At 69.2% G+C, this 425-nt stretch carries 1 protein-coding gene; it reads right to left on the bottom strand.

The window, feature by feature from the left end:
• Positions 1-425: amino acid kinase family protein (locus BTA35_RS17025; protein ID WP_338013022.1), on the bottom strand; the 425-nt coding region annotated here is incomplete at both ends.

Here is a 425-nt window from a genome sequence, read left to right as displayed (position 1 = left end):
CCCCTTGCACATCGACGACGCCGATCGGCAGCAAGCTCTTGCCGCGCAGGGTCACCTTTTCCACCGCGCCGTCGTCGATCACCACGTGTCCGCGCACTTGGAGGTGATCTGCCATCCATTGCTTGCGGGCCGCGAGCCGCGCCGTGCGAGCGACGAGTTGCGTTCCGATCGCCTCCCCCGCGGCCAGACGCGTCAGCACGTCGGGCTCTCGCCCGCTGGCGATGACAGTGTTCGCGCCGCTGCCGGCCGCGCGCTTCGCGGCAAGGATCTTCGTCAGCATGCCGCCGCGTCCGATCGCCGAGCCGGCACCGCCGGCCATGGCTTCGAGTTCGGGCACACCGGCGTCGGCCTCGCGCACGAGTTCGGCCGACGGATCCTTGCGCGGATCTGCCGTAAACAGGCCCGATTGGTCGGTCAGAATGATG

This window comes from Oceanospirillum linum (genome assembly GCF_001995095.2).
GTDB lineage: Bacteria > Pseudomonadota > Gammaproteobacteria > Pseudomonadales > Halomonadaceae > Oceanospirillum > Oceanospirillum linum.
The sequence above is the reverse complement of the archived record's forward strand: the minus strand, read 5'-3'. Positions and strand labels throughout refer to the sequence as shown.